Here is a 26,199-nt window from a genome sequence, read left to right as displayed (position 1 = left end):
CGGCAAGTATTCCAACCCGGAATTCGACAGGCTGATGGATCAGTCCAAGACCTCGGAAGACCCGAACGCGCAATATACCGCGGCCGAGAAGATCCTGGCCGAGGACATGCCGCTGGTCCCGGTCTATCAATATTCCAAGGTCGACATGATCCGCGACGACATCAAGGGCCTGCCGACCGAGAACGTGATGAACGACTGGTATGCCAAGGACATCTACCGCATCCAGAAATAAGCCTCGGGGGCGGCCCGTGCGCCGCCCTTCCGATCCTGTCCGGCACCTGCCCCTGGGAACCTGCGCATGTTCGGCTTCATGCTGCGGCGGCTTGCGGTCGCCATTCCGACGCTGCTTTTGCTGATCGTCGTCTCGTTCCTGCTGATGCATGCCGCGCCCGGCGGCCCCTTCACGCAGGAACGCGCCCTGCCGCCGCAGGTGCTGGCCAACCTGAACGCGAAATACGGGCTGGACGAGCCGCTGTGGCGGCAGATCGCGGGCTATGTCTGGGGGATCGTGGCGCATTTCGATTTCGGCCCCAGCTTCGTCTATCCCGACCGTTCGGTGAACCAGATCATCGCCGCCGGCTTTCCGGTGACGCTGACCTATGGCGGCGTCGCCTTCGTCGTCGCGGTGGCGGTCGGCGTGGCCCTGGGCGTGGCGGCGGCGATCCGGCAGAACAGCTGGATGGACTACCTCGCCGTCGGCATCTCGATCGGCGCGCAGGTGCTGCCGAACTTCGTCATGGCGCCGATCCTGGTGCTGGTCTTCACGCTGTGGCTCGGCTGGCTGCCGGGCGGCGGCTGGGGCGGGCCGATCTACTGGATCATGCCGGTGGTGGCGCTGTCCACCAGCTTCATGGCCTCGATCGCGCGCATCACACGGTCCTCGATGCTGGAGGTGCTGGGCTCGAACCATATCCGCACCGCCCGCGCCAAGGGCCTGCCCGAGCGCGCGGTGATCCTGCGCCATGCGCTCAAGCCCGCCATGCTGCCGGTCATCAGCTATCTCGGCCCGGCCTTCGTCACCATGATCACCGGCTCGGTGGTGATCGACATGTATTTCTCGACCGGCGGCATCGGCCGCAGCTTCGTCGATTCGGCGCTGAACCGCGACTATGCGGTGATGATGGGGATCACCATCCTCGTCGGTGCGCTGACCATCCTTTTCAGCCTCGTGGTCGATGTGCTCTACGCCTGGATCGACCCGAAGATCCGGTATTGAGCCATGATCGACGCCCGTCAGATGCAATCGCTGGCCGCGCGCCTGGCCCAGCCCGAGGTCAAGGGCCGCAGCCCCTGGGCCGACGCCCGCCGCCGCTTTCGCCGCAACAAGGCCGCCATGGTCAGCCTGGTGGTGCTGATCCTGGTCGGGCTGTTCGCGCTGCTGGGCAGCCAGCTTGCCGCATGGTCGAACGAAGAAATGGATTTCTCGATCATGGGCCAGGCCGCGCTGCTGGGCGCCCCAAGCTGGGAGAACGGGCATTACTTCGGCACCGACGACCTGGGCCGCGACCTGTTCTCGCGCACCGTGCAGGGCACGCAGGTCAGCCTAATGGTCGGGCTGATCGGCGCCGGCATCGCGGTCGTGGTCGGCACGCTTTACGGCGCGACGGCCGGCTATGTCGGCGGACGCACCGATGCGGTGATGATGCGCATGGTCGACGTGCTGATGTCGATCCCCTACATGTTCGTGCTGATCCTGCTGCTGGTCATCTTCGGCCGCTCGATGTCGATGCTGTTCCTGGGCATCGGCCTGATTTCCTGGCTCGACATGTCCCGCATCGTGCGCGGCCAGACCCTGAGCCTGAAGAACCGCGAATTCATCGAGGCCGCCCGCGCCACCGGCGTGCCGGCATGGCGGATCATCCTGCGCCATATCGTGCCGAACCTGATGGGGGTGGTCGCGGTCTATGCGACGCTGCTGGTGCCGCTGATGATCCTGTCGGAAAGCTTCATCAGCTTTCTCGGCCTCGGCTTGCAGGAACCGCTGACCTCATGGGGCGCGCTGATCTCCGAGGGCGCGGGGACGATGAACTACGGCACCTTGTGGCAACTGGCCTTTCCGCTGTTCTTCTTCTGCATCACGCTGTTTGCCTTCTTCTTCGTCGGCGACGGCCTGCGCGATGCGCTGGACCCCAAGGATCGCTGACATGGCCCTGCTGGAAATCCGCGACCTGAACGTGCGCTTCGCCACCACCGACGGCGAGGTCTCGGCCGTGAACGGCATCGACCTGGACGTGGAACGCGGCCAGACGCTGGGCATCGTCGGCGAGTCGGGCTCGGGCAAGTCGCAGCTTGCCTTTGCCGTCATGGGCCTGCTGGCCAGGAACGGCCGCGCCGCGGGCTCGGTCCGCTTCGACGGGGCCGAGATCCTGAACGCGACCCCGAAGGTGCTGAACAGGATCCGCGCCCGCCGCATCGCCATGGTGTTCCAGGACCCGATGACCAGCCTGAACTCCTATATGCGCGTCTCGGACCAGATGGCCGAGGTCTTGATGCTGCACAAGGGCATGGGCAAGCGCGAAGCGGTGGCCGAGGCCGCGCGCATGCTCGACGCCGTGAAGATCCCCGATGCGCGGGGCCGCATCCGGCTTTACCCGCACGAGTTTTCCGGCGGGATGCGCCAGCGGGTGATGATCGCCATGGCGCTGCTCTGCCGCCCCGAACTGCTGATCGCGGACGAGCCGACCACGGCGCTGGACGTGACCGTGCAGGCGCAGATCATGGAGCTGCTGGCCGATCTGCGCCGCGAATTCGGCATGGCGATGATCCTGATCACCCATGACCTGGGCGTGGTCGCGGGCGCTTGCGAACGGGTGATGGTCATGTATGGCGGCAGGGTGATGGAGCGCGCGCCGGTCGGGCCGGTCTTTGCCGATCCCGCGCATCCCTATACCCAGGGTCTGCTGGCGGCGATCCCGCGACTGGACCAGCAGGGCGAGCAGTTGGCCGCGATTCCCGGCAGCCCGCCCAACATGACCAACCCGCCCCCCGGCTGCCCCTTTGCGCCGCGCTGCGCCTATGTCATGCCGGTTTGCGAAACCATGCCGCCGTTCGACCCCTTTGCGCCGGGGCGCGAGCGCGCCTGTCATGCCGGCCTTGCCACGGTGCGCGCCGGCCATGCGCCGCAGCCCGACCTGCCCGAACCCGCCGCCGCCGATCTGGACGAGATGCCGGCAAGCGTCCTCCAGGAGGCCCGGCCATGACCGCCAAGCCGCTGATCCAGGCGCGCGACCTGCGCGTCAGCTTCCAGCTTCCCGCGCAAGGCGCGCTCCCTTGGGCCAGGCCGCGGCTGCTGCATGCCGTGGGCGGGGTGGATTTCACCCTGATGCCGGGCGAGACGCTGGGCATCGTCGGCGAATCCGGCTCGGGCAAATCGACCCTTGCCCGGGCGCTGATCGGCCTTGTCCCGGCGACGGGACAGGCGATCTGGCAGGACGGCACCGACCTGATCGGCCTTTCCGCGCGCAGGATGCTGAAATATCGCAGCCAGATCCAGATGGTGTTCCAGGACCCGCTGGCCAGCCTGAACCCGCGCATGACCGTCGGCCAGATCATCGCCGAGCCGCTGACCACCCATCACAAGGGCCTGGGCCGCGACGAGGTCAAGGTCCGGGTCAAGGACATGATGGACCGCGTCGGCCTGCTGCCGAACCAGATCAACCGCTATCCGCACGAGTTCAGCGGCGGCCAGTGCCAGCGCATCGGTATCGCCCGGGCGCTGATCGTCCAGCCCAAGCTGGTGATCTGCGACGAGCCGGTCTCGGCGCTGGACGTCTCGATCCAAGCGCAGGTCATCAACCTGCTGGACGAGTTGCAGCGCGATCTTGGCCTGGCGCTGATCTTCATCGCCCATGACCTGTCGGTGGTAAAGCATATCAGCGACCGGGTGCTGGTGATGTATCTTGGCCGGGTGATGGAACTGGCCGAATCGCAGGCGCTTTACGCCGAGCCGCGCCATCCCTATACGCAGGCGCTGCTTTCGGCCGTGCCGATCCCCGACCCCCAGCTTGAGCGCGACAAGCGGATGATCCCGCTGCGGGGCGAGCTGCCCTCGCCGATGAGCCCGCCCTCGGGTTGCGTCTTCCGCACCCGCTGTCCGCGCGCCGAGGCCCTTTGTGCCAGCGAAAGGCCGGCGCTAGGGAGCGGCGCGCATCTGACCGCCTGCCATTTCCCCGGCGCGCTGCGCCCCGAGGAACTGGCGATCAAAGCCTGACAGATTTCGTTGAAAACCCGCTTGCCGGCCGCGACATGGCCGGCGCAGCATGGCGCCATGAAGATCGACCCGATTCGCGAAACCACCGACGAGGCCCGCGCCCTCGCCCGGCAATTGCTGGAGGCAGCGCGCCATGCCAGCCTCGGCACGCTCGACCCCGAGACGGGCGTGCCCCTGGTAACCCGCATCGCACTGCAAACCGATGCGGACGGCGTGCCGCTTGCCCTGCTGGCGGGGCTTGCCGCCCATGCGCGCGCGCTGGCCGTCGACCCCCGCGCCGGGCTGCTGATCGCCGCCGAGGCCGCCAAGGGCGACGCCATGACCCATGCCCGCCTGTCGATCCTGGGCCGTGCCGTCCCGGCCGAGCCGGACGAGAACCGCCGCGCCCGCTGGCTGGAACGCGATCCCAAGGCCAAGGTCTATCTGGACCTGCCGGATTTCCGCTTCTGGCGGATCGAGCCGGTCTCGGGCCTGCTCAATGCCGGATTCGGCCAGGCGTTCAAGCTGACGGCGTCGGACATGCTGAAACCCCCGGCGGAGTGATCCGCCGAGGGCCGCAGGAAAGCCGGCAATCCTGCCTCAGTCCGGGTTGTCCATCCGCGCCCGGATGCTGACCGAGCCGCGCGCCGCCGTATTCCAGTTCACCGCGATCTGGCGCTGGTTCGCCACCAGCTGCGTCTGCACCCAGGGCATCTCGGAGATGCGGGCATTGGCGGCATTGGTGATGGCGCTGGTGGCGACCACGGATTCGACATTGCGCACCCAGCCGTTGAAAGGCAGCGCCTTGTCCACCGTGATCAGCCAGCGGTTCGAGGCCGTGGCCTGGCTGTGGGTGATATCGATCGGATTGGCGACAAAGATGTTCACACCGTTGAACATGTTGCCCTGGAACTGGATGTTGCGCATGCGCTGATAGTTCAGGTCGGCGAAAGTGGTGTCCACCCGGTCGATGCGGGTGATCTTGTTGAACAGCGACTTGAACACATTGCCCATCACCGCCAGGCCGTGCAGGAAATGCCCGTTGCCATAGGGCTTGACCACCAGCCAGTTGAAGCCCGGCGTCGTATTCGAGGCCAGGAAGGTGTTGCCGGTGATCGTCAGCCCACCGAAGGAATATTCCTCGCCGTCGAAATTCGGATGGGGATCGTGCTCGTTGGTCCATTCGATCGAGCAATTGTCGACATAGTTCCCGGTGACGGTCGCCTGCACATTGGTCTGGGTCAGCACCAGCCCGCCGAAGCGCACGCCGTTCTGGGCATTGTCGCCCTGGAACCAGTGGTTGCCCTCGATCATGTGGCCGCCGCCGTTCATCACCGCGAAATGCGCGAAGCGGATAAAGCGGCTGTGGCGGATCTTGCTGTCGTTGTTGTTGACGTTCAGCGCGACGGTCGTGCGGTTCTGCGCCAGATCGCCCATCTCGTTCGACAGGAACTCGCAGCGGTCCACCAGCATGCCCTGGCAGGCCGTGCCGATCGAGGTGATGCCGCGATCCCTGGGCCGGGTGAAATAGCAGTCGCGGAAACAGTTCATGTTGCCGGTCTTGGCCAGCATGACGCCGCTGGCATTGCCCTCCAGCAGGAACTCGACATCGTCGAAATTGAAGCGGCTCAGATGCTCCATGCCGGAGAAGTCGACGGCATAGCGATAACGGGTAAAGCTGTAGCTGCGCGTCCCCGCGCCCCCGTAAAGCGGCAGCGACAGCGTCAGCGTGCCGGCCGCCACGTTCTTGGCCATGACATAGACTTCGCGCCCGACGCCGTTGCCGGTCACGCGCGCGCCGACCTCGATATTGGCGATGTTGCCGACGGCGGAAAGCACCTGCGACTGCGCCGGGTTATAGGTCGCGGTCGAGGTCACCACCCGGCTGTCCCAGGCCGCGCCGGGCACGATGCTGATCTGGCCGTTGGCGATCACCCGGCGGTTGGCAAAGCTGGTCATGCCCGGCACCGCGTCGGCGATGGTGATCGGCTCGGACAGATGCACGTTGCGGCCGCACAGATCCAGCACCGAATGGTCGGTAAAGCCCAGAAGCGCCTGCAACGCGCGCTTCATCCCCTCGGTCTCGTCGCCGAAGGCGGCGGCATAGGTCGGAAAGTCGAAGCTGCGCGTCAGCGCCAGCCGCGCCGTGCGCGGCATGCTCAGCGTGCCGACGAAGCGCATGGGCGAGGACATGCTCAGGTCCGAACCGATGAAATAGCTGCCCTCGGGCACCAGCACCTGACGACCGGCAGCGGCCTGGTCGGCGGCGACGAAGGCGCCGCGGTCATTGGCCGTCCCGTCCCCGATGGCGCCGAAATCGCGCACGTCGACCCAATCCAGCATCCCCGGGACGAAGGCGGCGGTCACGTCCTCGATCACGATGCTCTCGATGCGGATCGAGCCGTTGTTGTCGCCGGTCAGGTCCAGGCCGAAATGGCCGAAGGTCGCATTGCGCCCCCAGGGCATATCCACGCCCTCGCGCCGGCCGGTGCCGACGATGGCCGCCACCTCGACCACCTGGCCGTAGCCTGGCAGCGTGACCGAAGGCCCGGTCTGCGGCACGCCCGCCACGTTGTTGCCGGCGGCATTGCCGGCGAAGGCGGCGATGCGCACCTGCGGCAGGTTGCCCGCGATGGCCTTGACCCTGGCCGAGATGCGCAGATAGCTGCCCGGATTGATCGGCGTGCGCTGCATGTAGCGGACCTGCGTCACCGCCTCCTGCTTGAGGATCTCGAGGCAGCTTCCGAAATCCTCGTCCGCCGGCACGATCGCCGCGTTCGCCGCCCCCGCCCAGGTCGGAGACCCTGCCCGGCCATCGGTCCGGGACCATTGATTCAGGCCCAGTCGAAAGGCGCGCGGCATCAACGACTGGTTGCCGATAATCGCAATGGTCATGCCAATTCTCCCTCATCCAGAACTTGCGGGGCTGATGCCCGCGCGGTCCGGTAGGAAACTGGCAATGTCGCGTTAACCGGCCGTTAACCATGCGCGCGCGACAACGCGGCCGCGCGCAACATGGCATTTCCGGTGCCGGATCAGGCGGTCGTCTCGGCCGCCAGTTCGCCGGCCAGCGCGCGTTCGATCAGCGCGCGGGTCTCGTCCACGCCGTAAAGCGCGATGAAACCGCCAAAGCGCGGCCCCTGATCGGCACCCAGCAGCACCTGGTAAAGCGCCTGGAACCAGTCCTTCATCGGCTCGAACCCGTGTTCGCGGCCGATGGCAAAGACCATGGTCTGCAGCGCCTCGGCATCGGCGGGCTGGGCCCATGCCGCCAGCCGCCCGGCCAGGTCCTCCAGCGCCCGGCGCTCGATTTCCGTGGGCGCGCGGAAGCTGCGCGTCGGGGCCACGAAATCGTTGAAATAGCGCACGGCGAATTCGGCGGCCTGGTCCAGCGTCGGGTTCGTCTCGGGGCTGGCCTCGGGCGCATAGCGGCGGATGAAGCCCCAAAGCCCGGTCTTGTCCTTGGCCCCCGCGACCGAGGCGAGGTTCAGGAGCATCTGGAACGGCACCACCATGTCCGAGGCCGGAACCTCGCCGCCATGGATGTGCCAGACCGGGTTGGCCAACTGCTGCTCGACCGTCTGGTCGGGATAGGCGCGCAGCTGCTGGTGATATTCGTCCACCGCCTTGGGGATGACGTCGAAATACATCCGCTTCGCCGTCTTGGGCTTCTGGAACATGAAATAGGACAGGCTCTCGGTCGCGGCATAGGTCAGCCATTCGTCGATCGAAAGCCCGTTGCCCTTGGACTTGCTGATCTTCTGGCCGTGCTGGTCCAGGAACAGCTCATAGGTGAAATGCTCGGGCGCCCGCCCGCCCAGGATCCTGCAAATGCCGTCATAGATCGGGGTGTTGGTGGAGTGATCCTTGCCATACATCTCGAAATCCACGTCCAGCGCCGCCCAACGGGCACCGAAATCCGGCTTCCATTGCAGCTTGACCTGGCCGCCGGTGACCGGCAGCGTCAGTTCCTCGCCGTCCTCGTCGTCGAAGGTGATGGTGCCGGCCTTGGCATCGACATGCTTGATCGGCACGTAAAGCACCTTGCCGGTCTTGGGGCTGATCGGCAGGAAGCAGGAATAGGTCTGCTGGCGCTCCTCGCGCAGCGAGGCCAGCATCACCTCCATGATGGCGTCGTATTTCTCGGCCGCCTTCAGCAGCGTCTCGTCGAATTGGCCGGACTTGTAGAACTCGGTCGCGCTGATGAATTCGTATTCGAACCCGAAGGTGTCCAGGAACCGGCGCAGCATGGCGTTGTTATGCGCGCCGAAGCTGCCATATTCGCCGAACGGATCGGGCACCGTGGTCAGCGGCTCTTGCAGGTGTTGGCGCAGCATCTCTTGCTGCGGCACGTTGTCGGGCACCTTGCGCATGCCGTCCATGTCGTCGGAAAAGCAGAACAGCCGCGTCGGGATGTCCGAGATGATCTGGAAGGCGCGGCGGATCATCGTCGTGCGCGCCACCTCGCCGAAGGTGCCGATATGCGGCAGGCCCGAGGGGCCGTAGCCGGTCTCGAACAGCACATAGCCCTTTTCTGGGTCCTTCTTCTCATAGCGTTTCAGCACGCGGCGGGCCTCCTCGAAAGGCCAGGCCTTGGATTTCATCGCGGCATCACGCAGGGCGGTCATCGGGAGTTCTCCATTTCTCGGAACTTTCCCCGTATTGAAACGCGGCGGTTTGGTCAATAATTACGCCCTCGAACCGATGGAGAGAAATACCATGCCCGACAGCCTGCCCTCGTTCTCGCCCTGCGACGCGCTGGTCGCGGTGATGGTGGCGGTCTCGGCCTCGGACCAGAACCCGCGCACCGCCGAACTGCTCGCCATCGAGCGCGCGGTGAACCATACCCCGGTCTTTGCCGATTACGACATCGACCGCATCCGCGCCGTGTCGCAGACCGTAGTCACGCTGTTCGAGGAAGAGGACGGGCTGGACGCGTTGTTCGGCCTGGTCCGCGATGCGCTGCCCCAAAAGCTGTTCGACACCGCCTATGTGCTGGCCTGCGACGTCGCGGCATCCGACGGCCGGCTGGGCGAGATCGAGGCCGAGATGCTGGCCGAGATCCGCGACCAGCTCGAGATCGCGCGCCTGCACGCCGCCGCCATCGAGCTTGCCGCCCGCGCCCGCCACCGCGTGCTCTAGACCGCCTGCCTTAAAGCGTCGCCCCCTGCACCGAGGCGACGGGGGCCTGCCCGGCGAATTCGCCCAGCCAGCCCTCGATCAGCGCCTGCTGCAACGCCTTGGAACGCTTGGTCCAGCCGGCGACGCCCTCGGGCAGCTCCTGGCCCTCGCTTGCGGCACGGCGATCCTCGTCGGCGGTCAGGATGGCAAAGCCCAGTTCCCGGCCGTCGGGGGCCTGTGCATAACCCGCCAGGTTCGAGACGAAGTTCAGCGTCCCGGTCTTGGCCTCGATGCGGATGTCGCTGTCCTTGCGCTTGCCGCGCGCGTCCCGCAGCGGGATCAGCTTCATCAGCCCGCGCAGATCGCGCGTCCGGCCCGGCCCGGCCACCAGCGCGGCCAGCATGCCCGCGTTGACGCGGTTCAGGGGCGACAGGCCGGAATGGTCGTGAAAGGCGAAGTCGCCGCCGATCCCCTGCCCGCGCAGCCAATCCGCCATGGCCGCGGCCGAGGCCCCCACGTCGCCCGCGCGGCTGGCGGCAAGGCCGATCACCTCGGCGGTCAGGTTGGTCGAATATTCCATCATGTCCCGCACGATCCGGCGCAGGTCCGGGCTTTCGTGGCGCGCGATCTCGGCCCCTTCGGGCAGGATCTCGATCACCTCGGGATTGGGCAGCGCCAGACCGCGCGCGCGGCAAAGCGTCTGGAACACGTCGCCGGCGTAAAGCTCGGGGCGGCGGACGGGCAGCCAGCGGCTGCCGGACTTGCCCAGGCTGCTGCGCGCGATGGTCCAGCTTTCCAACTTGCCCGCCTCATAGGTGAACAGCGGCAGCCCGCGGTCCACCGCCGCGATGGCGGTCGTATAGGCCCGGGGCGAAAGCTTGCGGCCCCGCGCCTGCAACGAAAGCTGATAGCCCTTGTCGCCGCGCCGCCAGTCCAGATGCACGCGGTTGAAGTTCAGGATCATCCCCGAGATCGAGGGGTTGTAGGGCAGATGCTCGTCCTGCGCCGGGTCCAGCCGGCCGATACGCGGCAGCGCCCCGCCCCAGACGGCGAATGCGGTCGGTGCCGGGCGGCCGGCGGCCTGTTCATCCGCGACGGCCGCGGCGGCGAGTTCGTCCAGCGCATCGGTGTCCAGCACCGGATCGCCCCCACCCGCCAGGATCAGCGTATTGCCGGCCCGGATGACGCGGGTGGCAAAACGGTGCCTCTCGCCCAGCCGGTCCAGCGCGTAAAGCGCCGTCACGGCCTTCAGCGTGCTTGCCGGCGCCATGGAAGGCTCGGGCTGGCGCTCGGCCAGCACCTGCCCCGAGGCCGGGTCGATCACCGCATAGGCCACCGCTCCGCCAAGGCCCGCGGCAGCGATCAGCGCCTCGGGGTCGAAGCCCGTGGGCCGCACCGCCGGCCTTTGCTGCGCCGGCGCCATGCGCGGCGCCAGGGCCAGAAGCCCCAGCCCCGCCATGAAGCCGCGCCGCGTCCATCCGTTCATCAGCGTCCTTTCGGCCCCAGCACGCGGATCGCGGTGGAGCTCAGCTTGTTCAGCGGCAGGTTTATCATCACCCAGGCCGGCGGCCTAGCGCGGGCGAGTTCACGGGCTCGCGACTCGGGCAGGCGCGCGCGCCACAGCAGCCGCGCCGCGCGCGAGAACCGCGCCGGCATCCGCCAGCCGGGCCGGGCGATCACGCCGATCGGCACCCGCGCCGCGATGTCTTGCCAGCGATCCCAGCGGTCGAACTGCACCAGGTTGTCGGCCCCCATCAGCCAGACGAAGCGCACGCCGGGATAAAGCCGTTGCAGTGCGGCGATGGTGTCGCGGGTCATGCGCGTGCCCAGCCGCGCCTCGATGCCGGTGATCTCGACCCTTGGGTCGCGCATGATGCGCCGCGCGCGCGCGATGCGTTCGTCCAGCGGCGCCGGGCCATGCGGCTTCAGCGGATTGCCGGGACTGACCAGCCACCAGATCCGGTCCAGGCCGAAACGGCGCAGCGCCTCGTCGGTGATATGCACATGGCCTTCATGCGCGGGATCGAAGGAACCGCCCAGCAGCCCGACGGTCATGCCGGGCGGCGCAAAGGGAAAGCCTGCGCGCATCGGCTAGAACAGGCCCTGCACATGGCCGTCCGCATCAACCCCGATGCGCAGCGCCGAAGGCTCGCGCGGCAGGCCGGGCATGGTCATGATGTCGCCGCAGATCGCCACCACGAATCCCGCCCCGGCGGCCAGCCGCACCTCGCGCACCGGGATGGTAAAGCCCTCGGGCGCGCCAAGCGCCGCCGGGTTGGCGGAAAAGGAATATTGCGTCTTGGCCATGCAGACCGGCAGGTGGCCATGCCCGGCCGCCTGCCATTCCTCCAGCCGCTCGACGATATGGGGCAGGAACTCGACCTGGCCGGCGCCATAGATGCGGTGGCAGATGGTCTCGATCTTTTCGGCCAGCGGCATCTCGTCGGGATAGAGAGGCGTGAAATCCGCGCCACCCTCGGCCAGCGCGACCACGGCGCGGGCCAGATCCTCGGCGCCCTTGCCGCCCTCGGCCCAATGCCGGCACAGCACCGCCTGCACGCCCCGCTCGCGGCAATAATCGGCAAGCGCGGCGATCTCGGCCTCGGTATCGCCCGAGAAATGGTTGATCGCCACCACCACCGGCAGGCCGAAGCGGCGCAGGTTCTGGATATGGCGGCCCAGATTGGCGCAGCCCGCCCGCAGCGCCGCGACATTCTCGGCCCCCAGGTCGGTGCGGGCGACGCCGCCGTTCATCTTGAGCGCCCGCACCGTGGCCACCAGCACGGCGGCGGCGGGTTGCAGGCCAGCGAGCCGGCACTTGATGTTGAGGAACTTCTCGGCCCCCAGATCGGCGCCGAAGCCGGCCTCGGTCACCACGTAATCCGACAACGCCAGGGCGGTGCGCGTCGCCATGACCGAATTGCAGCCATGCGCGATATTGGCAAAGGGCCCGCCATGGACCAGCGCCGGGTTGTTTTCCAGCGTCTGCACCAGATTCGGCTGCAAGGCGTCGCGTAGCAGCACGGTCATCGCGCCCTCGGCGCCCAGGTCATGCGCGGTCACCGGCCTGCGGTCGAAGGTCTGGCCGATGACGATGCGACCCAGCCGCGCCTGCAGATCGGCGAGATCCGAGGCAAGGCACAGGATCGCCATCACCTCGGAGGCGACGGTGATGTCAAAGCCGCATTCGCGCGGCACGCCGTTGGCCGGCCCGCCAAGCGCCACAACCACCTGACGCAGCACCCGGTCGTTCATGTCCATGACCCGCCGCCAGGTCACCCGCCGCGGGTCGATGCGCAGCGCGTTGCCCCAATGGATATGGTTGTCGATCATCGCCGCCAGCAGGTTGTGCGCGCTGGTGACGGCATGGAAATCGCCGGTGAAATGCAGGTTCATGTCTTCCATCGGCACGATCTGCGCATGACCGCCGCCCGCGGCCCCGCCCTTCATGCCGAAATTCGGCCCCAGCGAGGCCTCGCGGATGCAGACCGTGGCCCGCTTGCCGATCCGGTTCAGCGCGTCGCCCAGGCCGACGGTGGTCGTGGTCTTGCCCTCGCCCGCAGGGGTCGGGTTGATCGCCGTGACCAGGATCAGCCGGCCCTGCGGCCGCCCGGCCAGCGCGGCGATGGCCTCATGCGCGATCTTGGCCTTGTCGTGGCCATAGGGCAGGAAATCGGCCTCGGCCAGGCCCAGCCGTCCGGCGATCTGCGCGATGGGCAGCTTCTGCGCCTCGCGGGCGATCTGGATATCCGATTTCATGATCCCTCCTCGGCTTTGCAGCGGACAGTTGAGCGGTTGGGGCCGCACGAGGCAAGCCCCGCCCCGCCCCCTAGCCCAACCCGAGGCGCGTCCGCAACGGTGGCAGCCAGGTTTCGCGCCGCATCCACAGCGCGGCGATCACCCAGAAGGCGGTGACCAGCCAGATGTCGATGGCCAGCCGCAGCCACAGGTTCGCCGGCCCCGGCGGCACGGTCATGTCCAGCGCATCGCCCCAGATCGACAGCATCACGCAGACGATAAAGGAAAACAGCCCGCCGCGCCCGATCTCGGCCAGCGCCTCGCCCGGAGCGGTCGCGGCCATCCAGGCGAAAGGCCGCGCCAGGGGCACCGCCACGATCCAGCTTGCCGCCAGGATGGCGATGAAGCGCATGAAATCCAGCGACCATTTGTCGATGCCGCCGGTGATCTGGCGCAGGAACTGGCTGACCGGCTTGGCCGGAGCACCGATCTTCAAGGCGATCACGATGGTCAGGCTGAACAGCAGCACGCCCACCGAAATCCAGGTCAGCAGTGCCGCATGGCGCCGCAGCACCGGCATGATCCGGTCGCGAAAGGCCCCCATGGCGACGCCGGCAAAGAACAGCATCTGCCAGCCGAAGGGATTGAACAGCAGCCCCGGCCCCGGGCGCTGGTTGGGGATCAGCGCGTTCAGCGGCTGGGCAAGGATCCACACCAGCACCGAGACCGCCATGGCAAGCCAGGGCCAGCGCAGCATGAAGGGCACCGTCACCGGCACGGTCGCGATCAGCAGCACGTAAAGCGCCAGCACGTCCAGCAGGTTCGGCTGCATCCACATCAGCGCCACCGTGGCGACATAGCCGATGGGATGTTCGACGATCCAGCGCGCGTACTGGAACCAGACCGCGGTATGGTTCATCTGCAGCTTGAACAGCAGCGCCGAGAACAGCGCCAGCAGGATCGCCCCCGCGATCAGCGCCAGCCAGACCTGAGCGGCGCGGCGCAGGAAACGGATCTGCGCGGCAGGCCGGCCCTCGCGCGCCTCGACCTTGATCCAGACCATGCCGACCAGAAAGCCCGACAGCAGAACGAACAGCTCGGCCGCGTCGAAGACGGCGAAATTGGTCAGCGTCAGCTTGCGCAGCACGCCGATCGGCATGTGGTCCAGCATGATGCAGACCAGCGCATAACCGCGCAGCATATCCAGAGCGACGATGCGTTTCATTGCGGCAGCTTCGAGAAGGCTTCGATCAGCGCGCGGTTCTCGATCACCGCAAGCTGCTCGGCGGGGCTGAGGAAGCGCAGCGCCTGTTCCTGCGAGCCGGCATGGCGGATCTTGGCCTCGGCCGAGATCGCATCCAGCCGCTCTTCGATGGGCGCGCGCGGGTTTTCAGGCAGAAGCGCTGCGATGCGCGCACGCAGGGCCGGATCGCGGCCCAGGACGTCCAGCCCGGCGCGCGGCAGCATGCCGGCGATGCGGAAATCCAGCGCATTGGCGGCGGTCAGCAGTTCGGGCGCCTCGCGCTCCTCGGGGGTGACCAGCAGGCCCTGCCGCCGCGCCCAGCGGCCGAAGACCGGGCTTGCGGACCAGCGCGAGGTCAGGGGCGACAGGATCAGCCCGGCCAGGATCGGCGACAGCCAGACCAGTTGCCAGGGCGCCAGGAAGGCCAGCACCAGCAGCGTGGCACCCCCCAGGGCGACATGCAGCGCGTGGCGGCGCAGCACCACATGCCAGGGCGGCACCTGGCCGGCACGGACCTGCGCCTCCCAGCCGGAATCGCGGCCGCGCAGGATCTCGATGATCTGGCGGGTCTGGATCAGCATCTGCACCGGCGCGATCAGCGCGGAAAGCACGATCTCGAACATGGCCGAGGCCAGAAGCCGCACATTGCCGCCCGAATCCTTGGCCAGGGGCCGCAGCCAGGCGCGGAAGATGGCGATGAACTTGGGCACCAGCAGAAAGGACATGGCGGCGACGAACAGCCACAGCATCCGCACCGGGTCGAAGATCGGCCAGGTCGGGAACAGCTGATAGGTCTGCGGAAAGTAGTCTGGCCGCGACAACAGCACATTGGCCGACAGCGCAAGGCCCACCAGGATCATCATCAGCCAGATCGGCGACATCAGAAAGCCCAGCATGCCGATGACGAAATGCGCCCGGCTGATCCAGGCGAAACCGCGCGAAAAGATCAGCCGCGCATGTTGCAGGTTGCCCTGCGCCCAGCGGCGCTCGCGCACGGCCATGTCCAGCAGCGTGGGCGGGCACCCCTCGAAGCTCTGGCGCAGGTCGTGGTCCAGCCGCACCTTCCAGCCGGCGCGGCGCAGCAGCGCGGCCTCGACGAAGTCGTGGCTCAGGATGGTGCCGCCGAAGGGCGGCTTGCCCGGCAGTTCCGGCAGCCCGCAGCATTGTGCAAAGGCCTCGACACGGATGATCGCGTTATGGCCCCAGAAATTGCCGCTGTCGCCCGACCATGCGGCGACGCCGCGGGCGACGGCCGGGCCATAGATGCGGCCGGCGAATTGCGTCAGCCGGGCGAATATGGTCTGGCCGCCGACCAGCATCGGCATGGTCTGGATCAGGCCGATCGCCGGGTCGGCATTCATCCGCGCCGACAGCGTCCTGATGGTGGCGGCGCCGACCACGCTGTCGGCATCCAGCACCACCATCTGATCGTAGCGCCCGCCCCAGCGGCGAACGAATTCGCCGACATTGCCGGCCTTGCGGCCCTTGTTGCTGCTGCGGCGCCGATACCAGACCGGCACCGGAGAGATGTCGCGCAACCGGCTGATCGCCGCCATCTCCTCGAAGACGGCCCGCGGCTCGCGACTGTCGGAAAGCACGAAGATCTCGGCCCGGTCGGCCAGGCCCACGCGATAGAGGTCGCGCGCCAGGGCGGCCAGCAGCCCGGTCGTCGCCGCCGCATCCTCGTGATAGACCGGCATGACCACGGCGATCTTGGCCTCGTTCGGGCCGTCCGGCGTGCGCAACCGGCGCGCGAAAAGCCCCGAAACCATCGAGGTAAAGGAAAACCCGACCCAGGTGAAGGTCAGCGCGAACAGCACCAGCAGCACCGATTGCAGCCAGGTCACGTTCGAGCCGAAGGTCAGGATCATCTGCCGCCAGCCCACCCAGGCGATCGCCGCCGCGCCGCCAAAGGCGACCAGCCGCGCGGCGATGGTGCCAAGCGAGGGCCAGCGGCTGTCCGGCCCCAGCGGCGGGCGGCCGCGGAAATCCTGCTCGGGCATGTCCAGCGGCGCCTCGGGCGGCGTGGCCGGGCCTTCGGGCAGCGACAGGTCCAGCGCCTCCCAGCCCTCCTCCGCGGAAAGCAGCAGGGGGCGGCCCTGGCTGGCGGGACGCGGACCCGGCTGGCTGCTTGTCGCGATCATGTCGCTCATTCTCGGGTCCAGCGGGCGATCCAGGTTTCGCTGAGCGGGCCATTCGGACCGTTGAGCACCGCCGACAGATCGGCCAGCTTGGCGCCTTCGGGCAGGTATTCGAAAGCCAGCCGCATCCGGCCCTGTTCCGGCAGGCGCAGCAGATAGCTGTGCCCGATCCGACCGGCCGAGGCACGCAGCTGCGGCACCGGATCGTCCGAGCCGAACAGGCCCAGGTCGAAATCGACGATATAGGTGCGGGCGTTGACATTGTTGACCGCCCTGCCCGACATGGTCTCGATCACACGGGAAATCGGTGCGCTGTCAGGCACTTCCGCCGCAAAGGTCAGAATGTAGTTGAAATCGTAGCGATTGCCCTTGAGCAGCGTGTCGGCCGGCTGCCAGAACGAGACGATATTGTCGTTGAACTCGTTCTCGACCGGGATCTCGACCAGCGTCACCGTACCCTTGCCCCAGTTGTCCTGCGGCGCGATCCAGGCCGAGGGGCGCTTTTCATACCGCGCTTCGGCATCCTTGTAGGATTCGAAGTCGCGGGCCCGCTGCGCCAGACCGAATCCCAGCGGATCGTTGTCCATGAAAGCCGAGACCTGTAGGGTGCTGTGCCCCGACAGCACCCGCCAGAGCCGCTGCTCTCCCCCGGTCAGCATCTGCAGCCCGTCGCTGTCATGCACGGCGGGACGGTAATCGTCCACGCGCGACCGATCGGTGGGGCCGAACCAATACATCGAGGTCAGCGGCGCGATGCCGGCATTGCGCATGTCCTGGCGCGGGAACAGCGCGACGCGGGTGTCGAACACCGTCTCGGCCCCCGGCGTGATGCGGAACTCGAAGGCGCCCGAGACCGAGCGGCTGTCCAGCAGCGCATGGACCAGCACCGAGCGATCCTGCGGCCCGGGCTTGTGGATCCAGAAGCCGCGGAACAGCGGGAACTCCTCGCCCTCGGCGCTGCCGGTGCCGATGGCCAGGCCGCGCGCCGACAGCCCGTAGAGCGTGCCGCGGGCCACGGCGCGGAAATAGCTCGCGCCCTGAAAGACCGCGATCTCGTCCATGACGTCGGGCCGGTTCAGCGGCGCGCGCAGGCGGAACCCCGACCAGCCCATGTTGCCCAGCGTCTCGTAATCGACGCCGTCGGGAAACTGCGCCGGGTTGAAATCGAACATATGCGGGTCGAACCTGACCGGAATGACCACGCCGTCATCGACCAGGCTGATATCCACCGGCTCGTGGAAGATGGCGCCCGGCGGCAGCAGGTCCAGCGCGAAATCGCGGCTGCCGGCCCATGGGTCGCGGTCGCGGCGGAAGCGGATTCCCCGATACTGGTCATAGCTCAGGTTGGCGAAGCTGCCGACCAGCTCGGCATCGCGATATTCATAGGCATTGGCGGCCAATTCCCTGGCCATCTCCGCCACATCCTCGAAGCCGAAGGGCTTGGGCGCGGGCTGCTCGGCCGGCTCGGCCGCCGCTTCCGGCTCGGCCGCCGGTTCCGGTTCGGCCTCGGGGCCCTCCTGCGCAAGGGCCGCCCCCAGCGAGGATGACAGCGCGGTGACGGCCGACATGGCCGCACCGGCAGAGATGACAAATTCGCGACGACGCATCGATCGATCCCATGTTTCGGGCAAGAAAACCCGGAAATTCCGAGGGGATTTCGCATTGCCGCGCGGATCAGGCAAGCCTTTTCGCGCCGGAAGGCAGGCTCTTGCCGAGAGTTGATCGAAAAGCTCCGCCGAAACGGGCCGCGCCGGCTGGAAAGCCCGCGCGGCCCGATCCGCCTGCAACCTGCCTTAGCGGTTGATTTCCCGCATGACCTGCCCCTTCGGGTTCAGTTCGACCGCGACGGGCTCGCCCTCGGGGTTCACCGCCTGCGCCACGACGCGCGGGCCGTCCTGCAGGATCTCGCCGATACGGCTGTAGCCGGCCGAGGTCAGCGCCATGCGCACCTCGCCCCGGTCGAGTCGCGTCGGAGACAGCGCACCCTGGCGCTGCGGCGCATCCGCGGCGGGAGCCTCGGGCGCGGCGCCAGCGGGCGGCGGCGCGCCCTTCTCGCCACTGCGGTCCCCGCGCGGGCCGTGGTGCCAGCCGCGATGGCCGTCGCGCTTGTCGTGGCCGCGGTGATGGTAGCCCTTGTCCCGGCGGTCGTCCTGGCGCTTGCCATGCCGTTCACCGTCGCGCCCCGCATCGCCCCGGCCAAAGCGCAGCAGGGTGCCGTCCTGGGCAAAGGCGGCGCGCAGCTTGTTTCCGTCGGCATCCTGCCCGGCCAGCATCACCCCGCGCTCGCCCGTGAACACCGCCTTCAGCGTGCCCAGCTCGCCAAAGACCGCGCTGTCGCGCACGGCCTGCGGCACCAACTGGTCGATAAGCGCCTGCGGCAGCGCCGCATCGCCCCGGGCACGCAGGCCGCGCAACTGGCCCTTGGCGTCCAGCATGGCGTCGATCTGCGTGCCGTCGGGCAGCTTGCCCTCGATCCGGGTCGCGCCGCGCGGACCGCGCTTGCTGGTCACATCGCTCAGCCCCGCATCCTGCAATGCCTGGGGCAGCACGACCGGCGCCGGGGCCTCGGCCGCGGGCGGCGGGGCGGCGGGCGTGTCTTGCGCAAGCACCGGGGCCCCCAGCACCGCCAGCAGTGCCGAAAGCGCGATCGAGGTCGAGAGTTTTCTGCTCATCTCTGGTTCCTTCCTTATCGGGGCGTCTTCTGCGGCCCCGGACGAATCGGGTGATAGCCCCCCTCTGGCCAACCAAAGACCAACGACCCGTTTGGCTTTCGTTTGGATTTCCCCCATTACATAGGGCCGATGAACCGCCTGCGCATCATATCCCTGCCGCTTCTTGCCGCGCTTGCGCTGGCGCTGCCCGCATCGGGCGACGACCGCGGCCACGATCACGCCCCGCCCAGGCCCGAGGACTGGGCACCCGAGTTCGAAAGCCTCCAGCGCCGCGATTTCCGCATCCTGCCGCTCAATCGCGCCGCCGAGATCGTCGGCGAACGGTTTCGCGGCCGGCTGATCGCGGCGCGCATCGTGCCGCCCACCCCCGAGGAACGCACGCGCGGCGTGGTGCTGGTGCATGAGTTGCGCCTGCTGACGCCAAGGCGCGACGTGCTGCTGATCCGGCTGGACGCGCATAGCGGCGATTTTCTGGAAGTGGCGGGCGCGGGGCTGACCGATGCCCGCCGAAAGGGGCCCAAGCCATGAAATGCCTGATCGTCGAGGATGATCCGATGCTGTCCACCCAGCTTGCCGCCGCCATGCGCGACGGCGGCTTTGCCTGCGACATTGCCGCCGACGGCACGCAGGGCGAATTCCTCGGCTCGACCGAGGCATACGACCTGGCGATCCTGGACCTGGGCCTGCCCGGCCTGCCGGGGATCGAGGTGCTGACGCGTTGGCGCGAGGGCGGCGTGACCATGCCGGTGCTGATCCTGACCGCGCGGGGCGACTGGACCGACAAGGTGGCGGGCTTTCGCGCCGGCGCCGACGACTACGCCGTCAAGCCCTTCCGCCTGGAAGAGGTGGTGATCCGCGCGCAGACGCTGCTCCGCCGCGCCGCCGGCCATGCCCAGGCGGTGATCAAGGCCGGGCCGCTGCGGCTCGACACTCAGCTGGGCGTCATCACCCGCAACGGGCTGGCGCTGAAGCTGACGGCGTTCGAGACCCGCATCCTCGCCTATCTGATCCATCACCAGAACCGCGTGGTCAGCCGCAGCGAACTGTCGGACCACCTTTACGATTCCGCCGCCGACCGCGATTTCAAGTCCATCGAGGTGGTGATCGGCCGGCTGCGCAAGAAGATCGGCGACGGCCTGATCGAGACCCGGCGCGGCGAGGGCTATGTGCTGAGGACCGCGGCTTGATCCTGCCGCGCGATTCGATCCGCGCGCGGCTGATCGCGCTGGCGGCGCTGCTGACCGGCGTGGCGCTGGTCGGCGGCTACCTGGCCATCGCCGCGATCCTCGAGGATTTCATCACCGGCCGCTTCGACGCCGAGACCGAGGCGGTGGCCGATGCGCTGATCGCCGGGGCCACCATCGACGCCGAGGGCAGGCTGGCCGCCGGTCCCGGCCCGGCCGATCCGCGTTTCCAGATGCCGCTTTCGGGCTGGTTCTGGCAGTTGACGCAGGACGGCCAGGTGATGGCGAAATCGCCCTCGCTTTTCGACAACGTGCTGAACCCGCCCGAGGCGGATTTCCAGGGTGGCCCCGGCCTTGGCCCGGCGGGAGAGCCGCTGCGGGTTGCGCGCCACGCCTTCACCCTGCCCGATTCCGCCTCGGCGCTGGCCGTGACCGTGACCGCCCCCCGGGCCGAGATCGACGCCGCCATGGCGCGGCTGCGCCGGCCGCTGGCGGTCTCGCTTGCCGTGCTGGGGCTGGCCCTGGCGGCGGCAAGCGTGCTGCAGGTCGTGGCGGGGCTGCAAAGCCTCGACCGGCTGGGCCGCGACCTGCGCCGCATCCGCTCGGGCCAGGCCGAGGCGCTGCCCCTGCCCGCCGTGGCCGAGCTGCGCCCCGTCGCCACCGAGATCAACGCGCTCCTGGAACAGAACCGCGCCGTGCTGGCGCGCGCACGCGAACATGTCGGCAATCTGGCGCATTCGCTCAAGACGCCGCTGGCGGCGCTGGACAATGCGCTGCCGTCCGAGCATCCGGGCCATGGGCTGATCGCGCGCATGGACCGCCAGATCGGCTGGCACCTGCGGCGCGCCCGCAGTTCGGCCGCGCCGCGGCTGCTGGGCCAGCGCACGCCGGTCGCGCCGGTGATCCAGGACATCCTTCTGGTGCTGGGCGGTCCGATCCGCGATTCGGGCCTGCGGGCCGAGATCCGGGCCGATGCCGACCCCGCCTTTGCCGGTGAGCGGCAGGATCTTGAGGAAATGATCGGCAACCTGGTCGAGAACGCGGTGAAATGGGCCAAGGACCGGGTCCGCATCACCGTCCTGCTCCAGGGCGACCAGTTACGCATCCTGATCGAGGACGACGGCCCGGGCATGTCGGACGAGGATCACGCGCGCGCCCTGACCCGCGGCGCACGGCTTGACGAGACCGGCCCTCCGGGCACCGGCCTCGGCCTTGCCATCGTCGCCGATCTGGCCGCGCTGCATGGTGGGGCACTGGTGCTGGAGGGCTCGGACCTGGGCGGGCTTTGTGCCGGGCTGCGGCTGCCGGCCGCCGCCCCGCCGGTTGCACGGCGCGGCTAGTTTCCCCTTGCCTCGCCCTGCACGCCGGCCTATCCCGACCCGGCTGGAAGCGTGGCCGAGTGGTTTAAGGCTCTGGTCTTGAAAACCAGCGTGGGGGAGACCCCACCGTGGGTTCGAATCCCACCGCTTCCGCCATTTCACCAAATATTTGCAAAGATTTGCGGGGAAATGCGCTTTCCTCGATGCCGGGCCGCCCGACCTGTAACGCCGCCTTGCGCGACAAGACAAGGCCGGCAATCGCCGGCCCTTGGAAGGATCGAGAAATGCCGTGCCGGGTGCGGCGGTGCGCTGGCTCAATGCGTCCAGGGCGCGCGCCGGTCGCTGGCGAAATTCTCGCCATAGCCGCGGGGACGGATGTTCGCAGCGCGGGTATGCGGCTCGATCACCTCGTAGTCCAGCCCATGCTCGCGGGCGTAATCCTCGGCCTGCTTGCGGGTCTCGAAGCGCAGGCGGACCTGGCTCTGGGTGTCGTCGCTGCTGGTCCAGCCCATCAGCGGGTCGATGGCGCGCGGATCGGCCGGCGGAAAGTCCAGCACCCAGTTCCTGGTGCGGGCCGTGCCGGATTGCATGGCGTTGCGGGCGGGCTTGTAGATGCGGACACGCATGGCGGGAACCCTCTGTTCTTGCTTGTCGCCTTATCCCCGATGCCGGCCGGGCGATCAAGATGCACGTCGCGCGATTTCCCGCCATTCCGGCCGGATTGCCGCCCCCGCATGGCCCATTTTCCCGCGCCGGGCTTGCATTGGGGCGCGAATGCGCCAGATTGACCCAGGCAGGAACAAAGGTGAAACCATGGGCCACAACAACACCAACGCCCCCGTCGCGCGCTTTCCCGAGGTGAGCCGGCCCAAGCTCGAGGGCGGCAAGCGCTTCGTCATGCGTTCCGAGTTCCAGCCGGCGGGCGACCAGCCCACCGCCATCGCCGAACTGTCGCAGGGCGTGCGGGCGGGCGAACGCGACCAGGTGCTGCTGGGCGCCACCGGCACCGGCAAGACCTTCACCATGGCCAAGGTAATCGAGCAAACCCAGCGCCCGGCGATCATCCTGGCGCCCAACAAGACGCTGGCCGCGCAATTATACGGCGAGTTCAAGGGCTTCTTCCCCGAAAATGCCGTGGAATATTTCGTCAGCTATTACGACTACTACCAGCCCGAAGCCTATGTCGCGCGTTCCGACACCTATATCGAGAAGGAATCGCAGATCAACGAGGCCATCGACCGGATGCGCCACTCGGCCACGCGGGCGCTGCTGGAACGCGACGACGTGATCATCGTCGCCTCGGTCTCCTGCATCTACGGCATCGGCTCGGTCGAGACCTATTCGGCGATGACGCAGGACATGGTGGTCGGCCAGCTCTACGACCAGCGCGAATTCCTGGCAGAACTGGTGGCGCAGCAATATCGCCGCCTCGACGCCGCCTTCCAGCGCGGTGGCTTCCGCGTGCGAGGCGATCTGGTCGAGGTCTGGCCGGCCCACTTGGAAGACCGGGCCTGGCGCTTTGACTTCTTCGGAAACGAACTTGAATCGATTACCGAATTCGATCCGCTGACCGGCGCCAAGACCGACAGCTTCAAGCAGATCCGCATCTATGCCAACAGCCACTACGTCACTCCGCGGCCGACTTTGCAGCAGGCAATCAAGGGGATACGGACAGAACTTCAGACACGGCTGAAGCAACTTGCCGACGAGGGCAAGCTGCTGGAGGCGCAGCGGCTTGAACAGCGCACGAACTTCGACCTGGAAATGCTTGAAGCTACTGGAGTTTGCAACGGGATCGAGAACTATTCCCGCTATCTGACCGGCCGGGCGCCCGGCGAGCCGCCGCCGACGCTGTTCGAGTTCATCCCCGACAATGCCATCGTCTTTGCCGACGAATCCCATGTCAGCGTGCCGCAGATCGGCGGCATGTATCGCGGCGACTTCCGGCGCAAGTTCACGCTGGCCGAGCATGGCTTCCGCCTGCCCAGCTGCATGGACAACCGGCCGCTGAAATTCGAGGAATGGGACGCGATGCGCCCGCAATCGGTCTTTGTCAGCGCCACGCCTGCGCAATGGGAGCTGGACCAGACCGGCGGCGTCTTCACCGAACAGGTCATCCGCCCCACGGGCCTGCTGGACCCGCAGGTCGAGATCCGCCCGGTCGAGATGCAGGTGGACGACCTCTTGGACGAGGTGCGCAAGGTCGCCGCCGCCGGCATGCGCACGCTGGTCACCACCCTGACCAAGCGCATGGCCGAGGACCTGACCGAATACCTGCACGAACAGGGCATCCGCGTGCGCTACATGCACAGCGACATCGACACCATCGAGCGCATCGAGATCCTGCGCGACCTGCGGCTGGGGGCCTTCGACGTTCTGGTGGGCATCAACCTGCTGCGCGAGGGGCTGGACATCCCCGAATGCGGGCTGGTGGCGATCCTCGATGCCGACAAGGAGGGCTTCCTGCGCTCGGAAACATCACTGATCCAGACCATCGGCCGGGCGGCGCGGAACGCCGACGGCCGCGTCATCATGTATGCCGACCGCATCACCGGCAGCATGGAGCGCGCCATGGCCGAGACCGAGCGCCGGCGCCAGAAGCAGGTCGCCTATAACGAAGCGCACGGCATCACGCCGCAGACCGTGCGCAAGAATGTCGAGGACGTGCTGGCCGGGCTGTGGCAAGGCGATACCGATCAGGCGCGCATCACCACCCGGGTCGAGAAACCGATGGTCGGCGCCAACCTGGCGGCGCATTTGGACGCGCTGCGGGCGCAGATGCGCAAGGCGGCCGAGAACCTGGAATTCGAGGAGGCCGCGCGGCTGCGCGACGAGGTGAAGCGGCTGGAGGCGGTCGAACTGGCGATCGCCGACGACCCGCTGGCCCGGCAATCCGCCATCGAGGAGGCGGCCGAGGCGGCGGTCAAGTCATCGGGACGCTCGACCGCGGGGCGGGCCGGACAGCGCGGCGGCAACAAACGGTCGCGCCGCCGCGGCTGATCGCGGGCGGATAGCGCGGAAGGCAGCGCTCCTGCGTCCCGGTCAGCTACAGCTGACCGAAAGCAGCTTGCCCCGGCTGTCGACGATGAAGGTCAGCCGGTCCTGGATCATCTCCATCGTCATCGGCCGATCCTCGCGGGCGATGCGATACATCTGCCCCTCGGGCACCGAGATGGTGGGCGAGGTCTGGCCGATCAGATGGCTGTAGCGCGCCGCGCCGCAGGGATCGACGGAGACGGTTTCGGGTTCAGGGGGCGGCGGAGCCTCGGGCGTGCAGGCGGCCAAGGCGAAGGGGGTTGCCAGAACGGCAAGGGAAAGCGGCAGTTTCATCTCGACCTCATGAGTCTGGACTTGCTGTCCACGCAACCCATCAACCGACGGTTGGTTTCCCCGGCTCCGGCCGATCGGCGGATTTCCGCGAATCGCGGCCTAGCCCAACGTGTCAAGCACTTCCTCGGCCAGCGCCTCGACCTCGGCCCGGGCGGTAGCATTGCGCGCCGCCTCGCCGGCGCCCAGCCCCTGCCCCAGCGCCTCGGCATAGGCGACGCGGTTGGCAAGCTGCGCGGCCGCCACCTCGGCCCCCAGCGCGGCGGCGGCCTCGGCCACCTCGCCGGTCAGCCGGGCGTGCGAGCGGGTGCGGTTCAGCACGATCAGCGTGTCGCATCTCTCGCGCCGGGCCAGATCCAGCACGCCCTCGGTCGCCCACAGGTCGACATGGCTGGTTGCCACCGGCACCAGCACCAGGTCGGCCACGCGCAGCGCCGGACGCAGGTCGCTGTCGATCTTGGGCGGCGTGTCGATGATGACGAAATCGAAGCGTTTCTTCAGCTTGTCGGATTCGTAGCTGGCGCCCCAGGCCGACGAGGTGGTGAATTCCAGCGCCTCGTCCTCGCCCCGCCGCTCCAGCCGTTCCAGGAACCAGCGTCCCATGCTGCCCTGCGGATCGGTGTCCAGAAGCGCGACCGAATGGCCGCGCCCGCGCAGGGCCACCGCCAGATTGACCGCGATCGTTGTCTTGCCCGAGCCGCCCTTTTGCTGGGCAATCGTGATGATGCGTCCTGCCATGCGCCCCTCCGTTCCGGCAATCGCCCGACTGCTTTTCGCCAGACTAGGGGCTAAGCTTGCGCAATGCACGGGCTTTTCGCAGTCGCAGCATGGGTTTCGCGCTCAGCCCGGCCAGCAATCGACCACTTCGTACATCACCGGCTCGAAATGGCGGCACATGGCGTTGATGGCGCGGTTGCGTTCGCGCATCTCGGGACTGCGCAGCATGGCCTGGTAGTCGCGCCGGTCGCGCCATTGCGAATAGGTGCAGATCCGGGTCTGGGCATCGTTCAGGTGGACCGCACCCGAGACATAGCCGGGCTGCCGGCTGATCACCTCGTCATAGGCGGTGGTCAGCGCGTCCAGCACGTCATGCGCGCTGCCGGGGGTGACATCGAAGGTGCAGATGACGGTCTGGCCGTCGAAATCCTTGGCGATCCGGGTCATGGCTGGGTCTCCTTCCCTCGCTGTTTTCCCAGCTTAGCGCAGCGACGGCGCGGGGAAAGAGGGTTTTCGCTTCTGAAGCGGCGCAGGCAACCCGCCCCCGG

General features: G+C 67.8%; 23 protein-coding genes, 1 tRNA gene and 1 pseudogene. 12 read left to right on the top strand and 13 right to left on the bottom strand.

Annotated elements, in window-relative coordinates; genetic code table 11:
* From BLT64_RS17230 to BLT64_RS17205, 6 genes and pseudogenes are all read left to right on the top strand, one after another.
* Positions 1 to 232, top strand: a pseudogene (locus BLT64_RS17230) (oligopeptide ABC transporter substrate-binding protein OppA); the annotation flags it as partial.
* A gap of 66 nt (positions 233 to 298) precedes the next feature.
* Positions 299 to 1,216 carry an oligopeptide ABC transporter permease OppB gene (oppB, locus tag BLT64_RS17225; RefSeq protein ID WP_011747650.1) on the top strand — a complete coding sequence of 306 codons (918 nt, stop codon included), beginning with the start codon at positions 299 to 301 and terminating at the stop codon, positions 1,214 to 1,216.
* A 3-nt stretch (positions 1,217 to 1,219) separates the two neighbouring features.
* A complete protein-coding gene (locus BLT64_RS17220; protein ID WP_011747649.1) occupies positions 1,220 to 2,143 on the top strand; it encodes an ABC transporter permease subunit in 924 nt (307 codons plus the stop codon).
* A 1-nt stretch (position 2,144) separates the two neighbouring features.
* On the top strand, positions 2,145 to 3,200 hold the full coding sequence (locus BLT64_RS17215; RefSeq protein ID WP_011747648.1) for an oligopeptide/dipeptide ABC transporter ATP-binding protein: 1,056 nt from the start codon (positions 2,145 to 2,147) through the stop codon (positions 3,198 to 3,200).
* Entirely contained in the window at positions 3,197 to 4,210 is a 1,014-nt protein-coding gene (locus BLT64_RS17210) for an oligopeptide/dipeptide ABC transporter ATP-binding protein (RefSeq protein ID WP_011747647.1), read from the top strand. The genes BLT64_RS17215 and BLT64_RS17210 overlap by 4 nt, the downstream gene beginning before the upstream one ends.
* Positions 4,211 to 4,267: 57 nt before the next feature.
* Positions 4,268 to 4,753, top strand: coding sequence for a pyridoxamine 5'-phosphate oxidase family protein (locus BLT64_RS17205; RefSeq protein WP_011747646.1), 486 nt, complete (start codon positions 4,268 to 4,270; stop codon positions 4,751 to 4,753).
* A gap of 36 nt (positions 4,754 to 4,789) precedes the next feature.
* Here the strand turns inward: BLT64_RS17205 and BLT64_RS17200 are convergent, their stop codons facing one another.
* On the bottom strand, positions 4,790 to 7,084 hold the full coding sequence (locus tag BLT64_RS17200) for a hypothetical protein (RefSeq protein ID WP_074810555.1): 2,295 nt from the start codon (positions 7,082 to 7,084) through the stop codon (positions 4,790 to 4,792).
* Positions 7,085 to 7,224: 140 nt separating this feature from the next.
* Positions 7,225 to 8,817: a lysine--tRNA ligase gene (locus tag BLT64_RS17195; protein ID WP_011747644.1), complete on the bottom strand. Its 1,593-nt coding sequence runs from the start codon at positions 8,815 to 8,817 to the stop codon at positions 7,225 to 7,227.
* A 91-nt stretch (positions 8,818 to 8,908) separates the two neighbouring features.
* Between BLT64_RS17195 and BLT64_RS17190 the strand changes: the two genes are divergently transcribed.
* On the top strand, positions 8,909 to 9,331 hold the full coding sequence (locus tag BLT64_RS17190; protein WP_011747643.1) for a tellurite resistance TerB family protein: 423 nt from the start codon (positions 8,909 to 8,911) through the stop codon (positions 9,329 to 9,331).
* A 10-nt stretch (positions 9,332 to 9,341) separates the two neighbouring features.
* Here the strand turns inward: BLT64_RS17190 and BLT64_RS17185 are convergent, their stop codons facing one another.
* From BLT64_RS17185 to BLT64_RS17155, 7 genes are all read right to left on the bottom strand, one after another.
* Positions 9,342 to 10,796, bottom strand: coding sequence for a D-alanyl-D-alanine carboxypeptidase (locus BLT64_RS17185; protein ID WP_011747642.1), 1,455 nt, complete (start codon positions 10,794 to 10,796; stop codon positions 9,342 to 9,344).
* The gene (locus BLT64_RS17180) at positions 10,796 to 11,398 is read right to left on the bottom strand and encodes a nicotinate-nucleotide adenylyltransferase (RefSeq protein WP_011747641.1); all 603 of its coding nucleotides are present in this window, start codon (positions 11,396 to 11,398) and stop codon (positions 10,796 to 10,798) included. Before BLT64_RS17180 ends, BLT64_RS17185 begins: the two co-directional genes overlap by 1 nt.
* Before the next feature lie 3 nt (positions 11,399 to 11,401).
* Positions 11,402 to 13,069 (bottom strand): formate--tetrahydrofolate ligase, encoded by a 1,668-nt coding sequence (locus BLT64_RS17175; RefSeq protein WP_011747640.1) that lies wholly within the window; start codon positions 13,067 to 13,069, stop codon positions 11,402 to 11,404.
* Positions 13,070 to 13,139: 70 nt separating this feature from the next.
* A complete protein-coding gene (locus BLT64_RS17170) occupies positions 13,140 to 14,273 on the bottom strand; it encodes an OpgC domain-containing protein (RefSeq protein WP_011747639.1) in 1,134 nt (377 codons plus the stop codon).
* Complete coding sequence (gene mdoH, locus BLT64_RS17165) at positions 14,270 to 16,444, bottom strand: glucans biosynthesis glucosyltransferase MdoH (protein ID WP_011747638.1); 2,175 nt, start codon at positions 16,442 to 16,444, stop codon at positions 14,270 to 14,272. The genes BLT64_RS17170 and mdoH overlap by 4 nt, the downstream gene beginning before the upstream one ends.
* On the bottom strand, positions 16,441 to 18,039 hold the full coding sequence (locus BLT64_RS17160; RefSeq protein ID WP_011747637.1) for an OpgD/OpgG family glucan biosynthesis protein: 1,599 nt from the start codon (positions 18,037 to 18,039) through the stop codon (positions 16,441 to 16,443). Before BLT64_RS17160 ends, mdoH begins: the two co-directional genes overlap by 4 nt.
* A 186-nt stretch (positions 18,040 to 18,225) precedes the next feature.
* The gene (locus tag BLT64_RS17155; protein ID WP_011747636.1) at positions 18,226 to 19,104 is read right to left on the bottom strand and encodes a hypothetical protein; all 879 of its coding nucleotides are present in this window, start codon (positions 19,102 to 19,104) and stop codon (positions 18,226 to 18,228) included.
* A 129-nt stretch (positions 19,105 to 19,233) separates the two neighbouring features.
* Here BLT64_RS17155 and BLT64_RS17150 point away from each other — a divergent pair, with 129 nt between their 5' ends.
* From BLT64_RS17150 to BLT64_RS17135, 4 genes are all read left to right on the top strand, one after another.
* A complete protein-coding gene (locus tag BLT64_RS17150; protein WP_011747635.1) occupies positions 19,234 to 19,632 on the top strand; it encodes a hypothetical protein in 399 nt (132 codons plus the stop codon).
* Positions 19,629 to 20,291, top strand: a complete 663-nt coding sequence (locus tag BLT64_RS17145) for a response regulator transcription factor (protein ID WP_011747634.1) — start codon at positions 19,629 to 19,631, stop codon at positions 20,289 to 20,291. The genes BLT64_RS17150 and BLT64_RS17145 overlap by 4 nt, the downstream gene beginning before the upstream one ends.
* Positions 20,288 to 21,628, top strand: a complete 1,341-nt coding sequence (locus BLT64_RS17140; protein WP_011747633.1) for a sensor histidine kinase — start codon at positions 20,288 to 20,290, stop codon at positions 21,626 to 21,628. Before BLT64_RS17145 ends, BLT64_RS17140 begins: the two co-directional genes overlap by 4 nt.
* A gap of 45 nt (positions 21,629 to 21,673) precedes the next feature.
* Positions 21,674 to 21,763, top strand: a tRNA-Ser gene (locus tag BLT64_RS17135).
* A gap of 158 nt (positions 21,764 to 21,921) precedes the next feature.
* Here BLT64_RS17135 and BLT64_RS17130 read toward each other — a convergent pair.
* Positions 21,922 to 22,233 (bottom strand): ETC complex I subunit, encoded by a 312-nt coding sequence (locus BLT64_RS17130; protein WP_011747632.1) that lies wholly within the window; start codon positions 22,231 to 22,233, stop codon positions 21,922 to 21,924.
* Positions 22,234 to 22,420: 187 nt separating this feature from the next.
* Between BLT64_RS17130 and uvrB the strand changes: the two genes are divergently transcribed.
* The gene (gene uvrB / locus BLT64_RS17125; protein ID WP_041529836.1) at positions 22,421 to 24,607 is read left to right on the top strand and encodes an excinuclease ABC subunit UvrB; all 2,187 of its coding nucleotides are present in this window, start codon (positions 22,421 to 22,423) and stop codon (positions 24,605 to 24,607) included.
* A 42-nt stretch (positions 24,608 to 24,649) separates the two neighbouring features.
* On the opposite strand, the gene BLT64_RS17120 is transcribed toward uvrB, so the two are convergent.
* The 3 genes from BLT64_RS17120 to BLT64_RS17110 form a co-directional block, all read right to left on the bottom strand.
* A complete protein-coding gene (locus BLT64_RS17120; protein WP_011747630.1) occupies positions 24,650 to 24,937 on the bottom strand; it encodes a hypothetical protein in 288 nt (95 codons plus the stop codon).
* Between the two features lie 99 nt (positions 24,938 to 25,036).
* Positions 25,037 to 25,672, bottom strand: a complete 636-nt coding sequence (gene parA / locus BLT64_RS17115; protein WP_011747629.1) for a ParA family partition ATPase — start codon at positions 25,670 to 25,672, stop codon at positions 25,037 to 25,039.
* A 102-nt stretch (positions 25,673 to 25,774) separates the two neighbouring features.
* The gene (locus BLT64_RS17110) at positions 25,775 to 26,098 is read right to left on the bottom strand and encodes an antibiotic biosynthesis monooxygenase family protein (RefSeq protein ID WP_011747628.1); all 324 of its coding nucleotides are present in this window, start codon (positions 26,096 to 26,098) and stop codon (positions 25,775 to 25,777) included.
* Positions 26,099 to 26,199: the final 101 nt, after the last annotated feature.

It is taken from the genome of Paracoccus denitrificans (assembly GCF_900100045.1).
Lineage (GTDB): Bacteria > Pseudomonadota > Alphaproteobacteria > Rhodobacterales > Rhodobacteraceae > Paracoccus > Paracoccus denitrificans.
The sequence above is the reverse complement of the archived record's forward strand: the minus strand, read 5'-3'. Positions and strand labels throughout refer to the sequence as shown.

Bases quoted from the DNA above. Each gene is read 5' to 3' on its own strand.
- BLT64_RS17215 (WP_011747648.1), top strand. From the start codon at position 2,145: ATGGCCCTGCTGGAAATCCGCGACCTGAACGTGCGCTTCGCCACCACC.
- BLT64_RS17190 (WP_011747643.1), top strand. From the start codon at position 8,909: ATGCCCGACAGCCTGCCCTCGTTCTCGCCCTGCGACGCGCTGGTCGCG.
- BLT64_RS17220 (WP_011747649.1), top strand. From the start codon at position 1,220: ATGATCGACGCCCGTCAGATGCAATCGCTGGCCGCGCGCCTGGCCCAG.
- BLT64_RS17130 (WP_011747632.1), bottom strand. From the start codon at position 22,233: ATGCGTGTCCGCATCTACAAGCCCGCCCGCAACGCCATGCAATCCGGC.
- BLT64_RS17195 (WP_011747644.1), bottom strand. From the start codon at position 8,817: ATGACCGCCCTGCGTGATGCCGCGATGAAATCCAAGGCCTGGCCTTTC.
- oppB (WP_011747650.1), top strand. From the start codon at position 299: ATGTTCGGCTTCATGCTGCGGCGGCTTGCGGTCGCCATTCCGACGCTG.
- BLT64_RS17205 (WP_011747646.1), top strand. From the start codon at position 4,268: ATGAAGATCGACCCGATTCGCGAAACCACCGACGAGGCCCGCGCCCTC.
- BLT64_RS17145 (WP_011747634.1), top strand. From the start codon at position 19,629: ATGAAATGCCTGATCGTCGAGGATGATCCGATGCTGTCCACCCAGCTT.
- BLT64_RS17160 (WP_011747637.1), bottom strand. From the start codon at position 18,039: ATGCGTCGTCGCGAATTTGTCATCTCTGCCGGTGCGGCCATGTCGGCC.
- BLT64_RS17185 (WP_011747642.1), bottom strand. From the start codon at position 10,796: ATGAACGGATGGACGCGGCGCGGCTTCATGGCGGGGCTGGGGCTTCTG.
- BLT64_RS17110 (WP_011747628.1), bottom strand. From the start codon at position 26,098: ATGACCCGGATCGCCAAGGATTTCGACGGCCAGACCGTCATCTGCACC.
- BLT64_RS17170 (WP_011747639.1), bottom strand. From the start codon at position 14,273: ATGAAACGCATCGTCGCTCTGGATATGCTGCGCGGTTATGCGCTGGTC.
- BLT64_RS17150 (WP_011747635.1), top strand. From the start codon at position 19,234: ATGAACCGCCTGCGCATCATATCCCTGCCGCTTCTTGCCGCGCTTGCG.
- BLT64_RS17180 (WP_011747641.1), bottom strand. From the start codon at position 11,398: ATGCGCGCAGGCTTTCCCTTTGCGCCGCCCGGCATGACCGTCGGGCTG.
- BLT64_RS17210 (WP_011747647.1), top strand. From the start codon at position 3,197: ATGACCGCCAAGCCGCTGATCCAGGCGCGCGACCTGCGCGTCAGCTTC.
- uvrB (WP_041529836.1), top strand. From the start codon at position 22,421: ATGGGCCACAACAACACCAACGCCCCCGTCGCGCGCTTTCCCGAGGTG.
- BLT64_RS17120 (WP_011747630.1), bottom strand. From the start codon at position 24,937: ATGAAACTGCCGCTTTCCCTTGCCGTTCTGGCAACCCCCTTCGCCTTG.
- BLT64_RS17175 (WP_011747640.1), bottom strand. From the start codon at position 13,069: ATGAAATCGGATATCCAGATCGCCCGCGAGGCGCAGAAGCTGCCCATC.
- parA (WP_011747629.1), bottom strand. From the start codon at position 25,672: ATGGCAGGACGCATCATCACGATTGCCCAGCAAAAGGGCGGCTCGGGC.
- BLT64_RS17200 (WP_074810555.1), bottom strand. From the start codon at position 7,084: ATGACCATTGCGATTATCGGCAACCAGTCGTTGATGCCGCGCGCCTTT.
- mdoH (WP_011747638.1), bottom strand. From the start codon at position 16,444: ATGAGCGACATGATCGCGACAAGCAGCCAGCCGGGTCCGCGTCCCGCC.
- BLT64_RS17155 (WP_011747636.1), bottom strand. From the start codon at position 19,104: ATGAGCAGAAAACTCTCGACCTCGATCGCGCTTTCGGCACTGCTGGCG.